At 58.6% G+C, this 4264-nt stretch carries 7 protein-coding genes; 2 read left to right on the top strand and 5 right to left on the bottom strand.

All coding sequences use genetic code 11. The annotated features are described in order from the left end of the window. Together JZ00_RS29495 and JZ00_RS29490 are read right to left on the bottom strand one after the other, a co-directional pair. Window positions 1-294: hypothetical protein (locus JZ00_RS29495; RefSeq protein ID WP_152668486.1), on the bottom strand; the 294-nt coding region annotated here is incomplete at its 3' end. Next, window positions 287-550, bottom strand: coding sequence for a hypothetical protein (locus JZ00_RS29490; protein WP_039594709.1), 264 nt, complete (start codon window positions 548-550; stop codon window positions 287-289). The genes JZ00_RS29495 and JZ00_RS29490, both read right to left, overlap by 8 nt. Window positions 551-904: 354 nt before the next feature. Here JZ00_RS29490 and JZ00_RS29485 point away from each other — a divergent pair, with 354 nt between their 5' ends. Continuing rightward, window positions 905-1228 carry a hypothetical protein gene (locus JZ00_RS29485; RefSeq protein WP_039594708.1) on the top strand — a complete coding sequence of 108 codons (324 nt, stop codon included), beginning with the start codon at window positions 905-907 and terminating at the stop codon, window positions 1226-1228. Here JZ00_RS29485 and JZ00_RS29480 read toward each other — a convergent pair. Beyond that, complete coding sequence (locus JZ00_RS29480) at window positions 1225-2148, bottom strand: DNA cytosine methyltransferase (protein ID WP_039594707.1); 924 nt, start codon at window positions 2146-2148, stop codon at window positions 1225-1227. The two genes, JZ00_RS29485 and JZ00_RS29480, sit on opposite strands and share 4 nt — an antisense overlap. Window positions 2149-2224: 76 nt before the next feature. On the opposite strand from JZ00_RS29480, the gene JZ00_RS29475 reads away from it, so the two are divergent. After that, window positions 2225-2413: a hypothetical protein gene (locus tag JZ00_RS29475; RefSeq protein WP_046510216.1), complete on the top strand. Its 189-nt coding sequence runs from the start codon at window positions 2225-2227 to the stop codon at window positions 2411-2413. 18 nt (window positions 2414-2431) lie between these two features. Here JZ00_RS29475 and JZ00_RS29470 read toward each other — a convergent pair whose 3' ends face one another. Together JZ00_RS29470 and JZ00_RS29465 are read right to left on the bottom strand one after the other, a co-directional pair. Beyond that, window positions 2432-3601, bottom strand: a complete 1170-nt coding sequence (locus JZ00_RS29470; protein WP_235433128.1) for an RNA-directed DNA polymerase — start codon at window positions 3599-3601, stop codon at window positions 2432-2434. A 211-nt stretch (window positions 3602-3812) separates the two neighbouring features. Continuing rightward, window positions 3813-4169: a four helix bundle protein gene (locus JZ00_RS29465; protein WP_039594705.1), complete on the bottom strand. Its 357-nt coding sequence runs from the start codon at window positions 4167-4169 to the stop codon at window positions 3813-3815. Window positions 4170-4264 lie beyond the last annotated feature (95 nt).

The raw sequence follows: 4264 nt of genomic DNA, 5'->3' as shown, positions 1-4264 counted from the left end.
CTGTAGCCGGGTAGTCTCGTTCTTGTAAATTTCGATATGTTTCACATGGTCGTCGTATTCGACAAACGGCCCGGTATCGTTCCACTGATGAAACTTGTCGCCATAGGATCCGCAGGCAACGTCACAGCGGTCTATTGAGCCAAGGAATTCAAGACGGTACTCGAAGCTTTCCGTTGTATCTTCCGGCTCCCCGCCAGCAGGCGGCACAGGTTCATCCGGGCACATCTTGCACTCGTTCACTCCGTCGCCAGGGCAGCGAACGCCAGCAGGCGTGTTGCAGATTGGCTTACTCATGGCTCACAGCCTCGGCGGTTGGTTGGAGGGCGGCCAGTATCTTGGCGCAAAGCTGGTCCCAGCCGTCATTGCTCGGGATTGCCCCGAAAGCATGCTCAAGCAGGTTCTCCAGCTCATCAACCCGCTGGTCCTGCACTGTGAGGCGCTGCTGTAGGGCCAGGTTCTCGGCGGACACGCGGTCGAAGTCATCGGCGAAAACAGCTTCAGCCGTTGAATGGTTGGAAAATCCCACCGAAAAACGCTTCACGCTTTCCATACACCCTCCTGGGGCTTAACGCTGAATTTGTAGGCTGCGATTGGAACTGCAGCATTGAGAACCAGAACGCCGATCAGAAGCCAGATCATCACAACCTCCGGCCTTTGTAGGCGACAGGCATAAACAGAAAGTTGCCGCGATCATCCTGGATGACCGTCCACTCTTTATGGGTCAGGCGGGCCATGAGCTCGCTGAATCGGTATTGGCGGATCACGATGATTTGCCTTGCCGGGGCATGCCCGGGCGGTTCTGATGAACGGTTGACCGCAATTAATTGCGGATTTACTTGGAAAAAGATTCCAGTTCGTAGCAGGATCAATCCGAACTAAGCGACGAGAAAGCGGGGTTACGAGAATGTCGGACTGGAGCGAAGTTGTCGCCGGAGCAATAGGTGGAGGGCTGGTAATCGCGGTGCAAATGGGTAAGCAAAAGTTGGATAACTTCAGTGACTCAAAGAGGATCCATAGCTGGTTAGTTAGTGAGTTTGAGCGGATCGACGATTACAAATATCGATCGACGCGCGCAATTGCTAAGGCTGTAAATCTAACGCCGGAGAGAGTGGCTACGCTTTGCCACAATCATCCTCGAATCAAGCACGTGCTTGGGACGGACGATGAACTCTGGAATCTGGATGGGGCTGATCATAAAAAGCCTAAAAGCCATTTCTTTGCCGGCTAGGCAGCTTGCATCAATGCTTCGATAATCCGTCGTCCGGAGAGCGGTGGAACTGCGTTTCCGGCCATGTGCATGGTCAAGCGATGATTGTCCGGCCGCTTGGTGTCCGGCCCGAAAGACTGTGCGGCCAACGCTTCGTCGGCCGAGAGCATCCGCATTTCATCGCCTCGCACCAGGGCCCAGCGGTCAAGCGTAGTGATGGTGCCGATAGGGCGGTCCAGACTGCGCCCAGTTAGGCCCGAACCGGATCCGTAGTACGGCATGATGAAGCGATCGCCGAACCGCTCGCGGCCATTCTTCACTCGGGTCAGTGTTGATTCTGCGCGCCCTGGCTTCTCGATCTTGCTCCACTTGCCGGCGTCGAAGTCGAGGATTTCGCGCGCCGGCACGTGCTGGCACTGGGGTAGTTGAAGGTGCAGAGGTGCTTTGCTGCGAGAGCAGACCATGAAGAGCCGCACGCGGTGTTGAGGCACACCGAGGTCGGCGCAGTCAACGACGTGGGGCGCGAGCGCATAACCCAGGCGCTGCATCGCGTCTGCCCAGGCTGGGTATAGAACCCAGTCCATGAACTCCGGGACGTTCTCGATGATGGCGAAGTCGGGGCGGTTGACCTCGGCGTTCGACACTGGCGCCCACGCGGTCGAGCGTGAGTTGTCGTGTTTTGGATTTCCGTTATCCCGGCCCCTGGCTTTGGTGTGGCCCTGGCAGCAAGGGGAGGCAAGCATCAGGTCATGTTTTGGAACGTGCGACCAGTCCGCTTGCTGTAGGTCCTGGCAAACGTGTTGAGTTTCTGGATGGTTGGCGCTGTGCCACTCCACCGCGGCAGGCCAGTGATTGGCCGCCCAGAGAACATTTACGCCCGCATCGCGGGCACCGGTGGACCATCCGCCGAGACCGGCGAACAAATCGATTGCTGTGAACATGTGGATCCTCGCCGGTTGGCGTGATTCGTAATTGGTGGCTATGACTTGTTAGAGCTCACACTGACCGGAGGCCAAAATGAGACTGCAAAGCGACATAGATGCACTCGCGGCAATAGAGGAAGACGCGAGGGCGATGCTGAAATGGGTAGGTCTGCCTGACAGCGCCCAGAAACTGGCGATGGTTGTGTTCCTTCGCCAGGTCATCGATCTGGCGACTTACACCGAGTCGGCGGAATTGCTTTCTGAGGTGCTGGACTTCAGCTGACAATCCGCTCGCGGACGCTTAGGTCGGCGGCTTCTTCGGGTAGGTCTTGGTCAGCGAACTGTTGACGGCATGGCCGCGCTTGAGCACGACGCGAGCCAGGGCGGCCCGGTCCTTCTCGCTGTGGCTGGCCTGGCTGAGCAGGCCGAAGTAACTGTTTGCGGTTTCGCGCAGATCCTCGGCGGGCGCCGCGGCTGTTCGCTTCAGTGCCTGGGCCAATGACCGCTTCCGCGTAGTGCGCCGCCAGGGCTTGATGACGTGCCCGACGAAGTCGACGCCACGATCCACCGGCTGAAGAATCGTTTTCTTCGGGTTCAGCTTGGCGCCCAGGCTGGGCAGGAAGGATTTCACCTCTGCCAGCCAGGCGTTGAGCTGTTGAGGCGACTCGTGAAGAAACACGAAGTCATCGACGTACCGGATGTAGTGCTTGGCCCCCAGCCGGTGCTTGGCGAACTGGTCCAGGGCGTTCAGGTACACGTTCGCGAAGAACTGCGAGGACAGGTTGCCGATGGGCAGGCCCAGGCGGGCCGGCTGCGCAGTTAGGCGCTTGTGTTGCGGCACCCGGTTGAACAGATGGGCCGGACTGCGCACCTGGTAATCCTCGCGAGGGTCGTGCATCAGGATCTGCTCGGCCAGGGCCAGCCACCAGGGTTCGGTGATCTTGGCGGCGAGCTGCTGGCGCAGGACCTCTTTGTCGATCGCTACGAAGAAGTTCGCCAGGTCGCACTTGAGATAGAAGATTGGCTTCGACCAGTTCTCGCTGGCGCTGCGGATCTTCGATTCAAGGCGTTGGGCGGCATACAGCGTGCCGCGCCCCGGGATGCAGGCGCAACTGTCCGCTATGAAGCTGGCGTAGAAGCGCGGTGCCACATGGTTGTACAGCAGGTGGTGGACGACGCGGTCCCGAAAGGCTGCTGCCCAGACCTCCCGGGCTTTCGGTCGGGTGACCACGAAGCAGATGGAGCGGCCTGGCCGGTAAGTGCCGGCGATCAGGTCGTTGTGCAGCTCGATCAGGTTCCGTTCCAGGTCGATTTCGAAAGCCAGCGCACTGTCGCTGTTGCGCTTGGAGCGTCGGCAGTCGTAATAGGCCTGAACCAGATCGCTGAACGGGTAGGGACCAACGTTCGAATCTGCGGACGGGGCGGACACGGAGCTCGTTGTTCTTGTCGTTGTTGTTCTGATTGCCATCATCGAAGTTCATGTTGAATGCGTTGTTGGCGGAGCGCTGCGACCTATCGTGCTATCTACGTCACCAAGTCGAAGGCAGAGCCGATCAGCTAGGCAACTGCGCGAGACCTACACGGACGCTTTAGACCGGCGGTATCTCTTGTGCGCATGGCGGTGACCAGAAGGTCAGCGGCACGACCAGATTCAATTCGCACAGACCTGAAAGCCGTGGCTCTCAGATGGCGGGCGCGGTTGGGGTGGAGCGTTTCCAGGCGTTGGCCTGTTTGCCAATTGAGGTGGTGACCTCGATAGCCTTGGCGTGCTGCGGGACGCTGATGAATCGGCTTTCCTTGAAGAGCCGCATCAGGAACTCGATCACCTGGACCTTCTCGACCAGCGAGGTCAGGTGTGGATGCTTGTCCAGGGTCGAGTTGGCCCGGGCAATCAACATCAGCACGTCGATGCACTCGTCTATCACCCGCTTACCGAGCGACTGCTTCAGGTCGCGAGGGATGTTTCGAGTCAGGTTCGTAGCCATCAACAGCAGCCCCATCGACACTTTGTAGATGCTCAGTTCTGTGTGCATTCCCATTGCAGTGGATCTCCTTGAAGAGCAACCGGCCGCAAGCGGCCGGATTAAATTAATGAATCAATCGATTAATTGACTGCGGACGGGGCGGACACGGA

This window comes from Pseudomonas frederiksbergensis (assembly GCF_000802155.2).
In the GTDB taxonomy this organism is placed as follows: domain Bacteria; phylum Pseudomonadota; class Gammaproteobacteria; order Pseudomonadales; family Pseudomonadaceae; genus Aquipseudomonas; species Aquipseudomonas frederiksbergensis_A.
This window is presented reverse-complemented; position numbering and strand designations above follow the sequence as displayed.

What these genes read in the sequence shown, in the direction of transcription:
- JZ00_RS29480 (WP_039594707.1), bottom strand. Translation starts at nt 2,148, where the DNA reads ATGTTCACAGCAATCGATTTGTTCGCCGGTCTCGGCGGATGGTCCACC.
- JZ00_RS29475 (WP_046510216.1), top strand. Translation starts at nt 2,225, where the DNA reads ATGAGACTGCAAAGCGACATAGATGCACTCGCGGCAATAGAGGAAGAC.
- JZ00_RS29470 (WP_235433128.1), bottom strand. Translation starts at nt 3,601, where the DNA reads ATGATGGCAATCAGAACAACAACGACAAGAACAACGAGCTCCGTGTCC.
- JZ00_RS29465 (WP_039594705.1), bottom strand. Translation starts at nt 4,169, where the DNA reads ATGGGAATGCACACAGAACTGAGCATCTACAAAGTGTCGATGGGGCTG.
- JZ00_RS29490 (WP_039594709.1), bottom strand. Translation starts at nt 550, where the DNA reads ATGGAAAGCGTGAAGCGTTTTTCGGTGGGATTTTCCAACCATTCAACG.
- JZ00_RS29485 (WP_039594708.1), top strand. Translation starts at nt 905, where the DNA reads ATGTCGGACTGGAGCGAAGTTGTCGCCGGAGCAATAGGTGGAGGGCTG.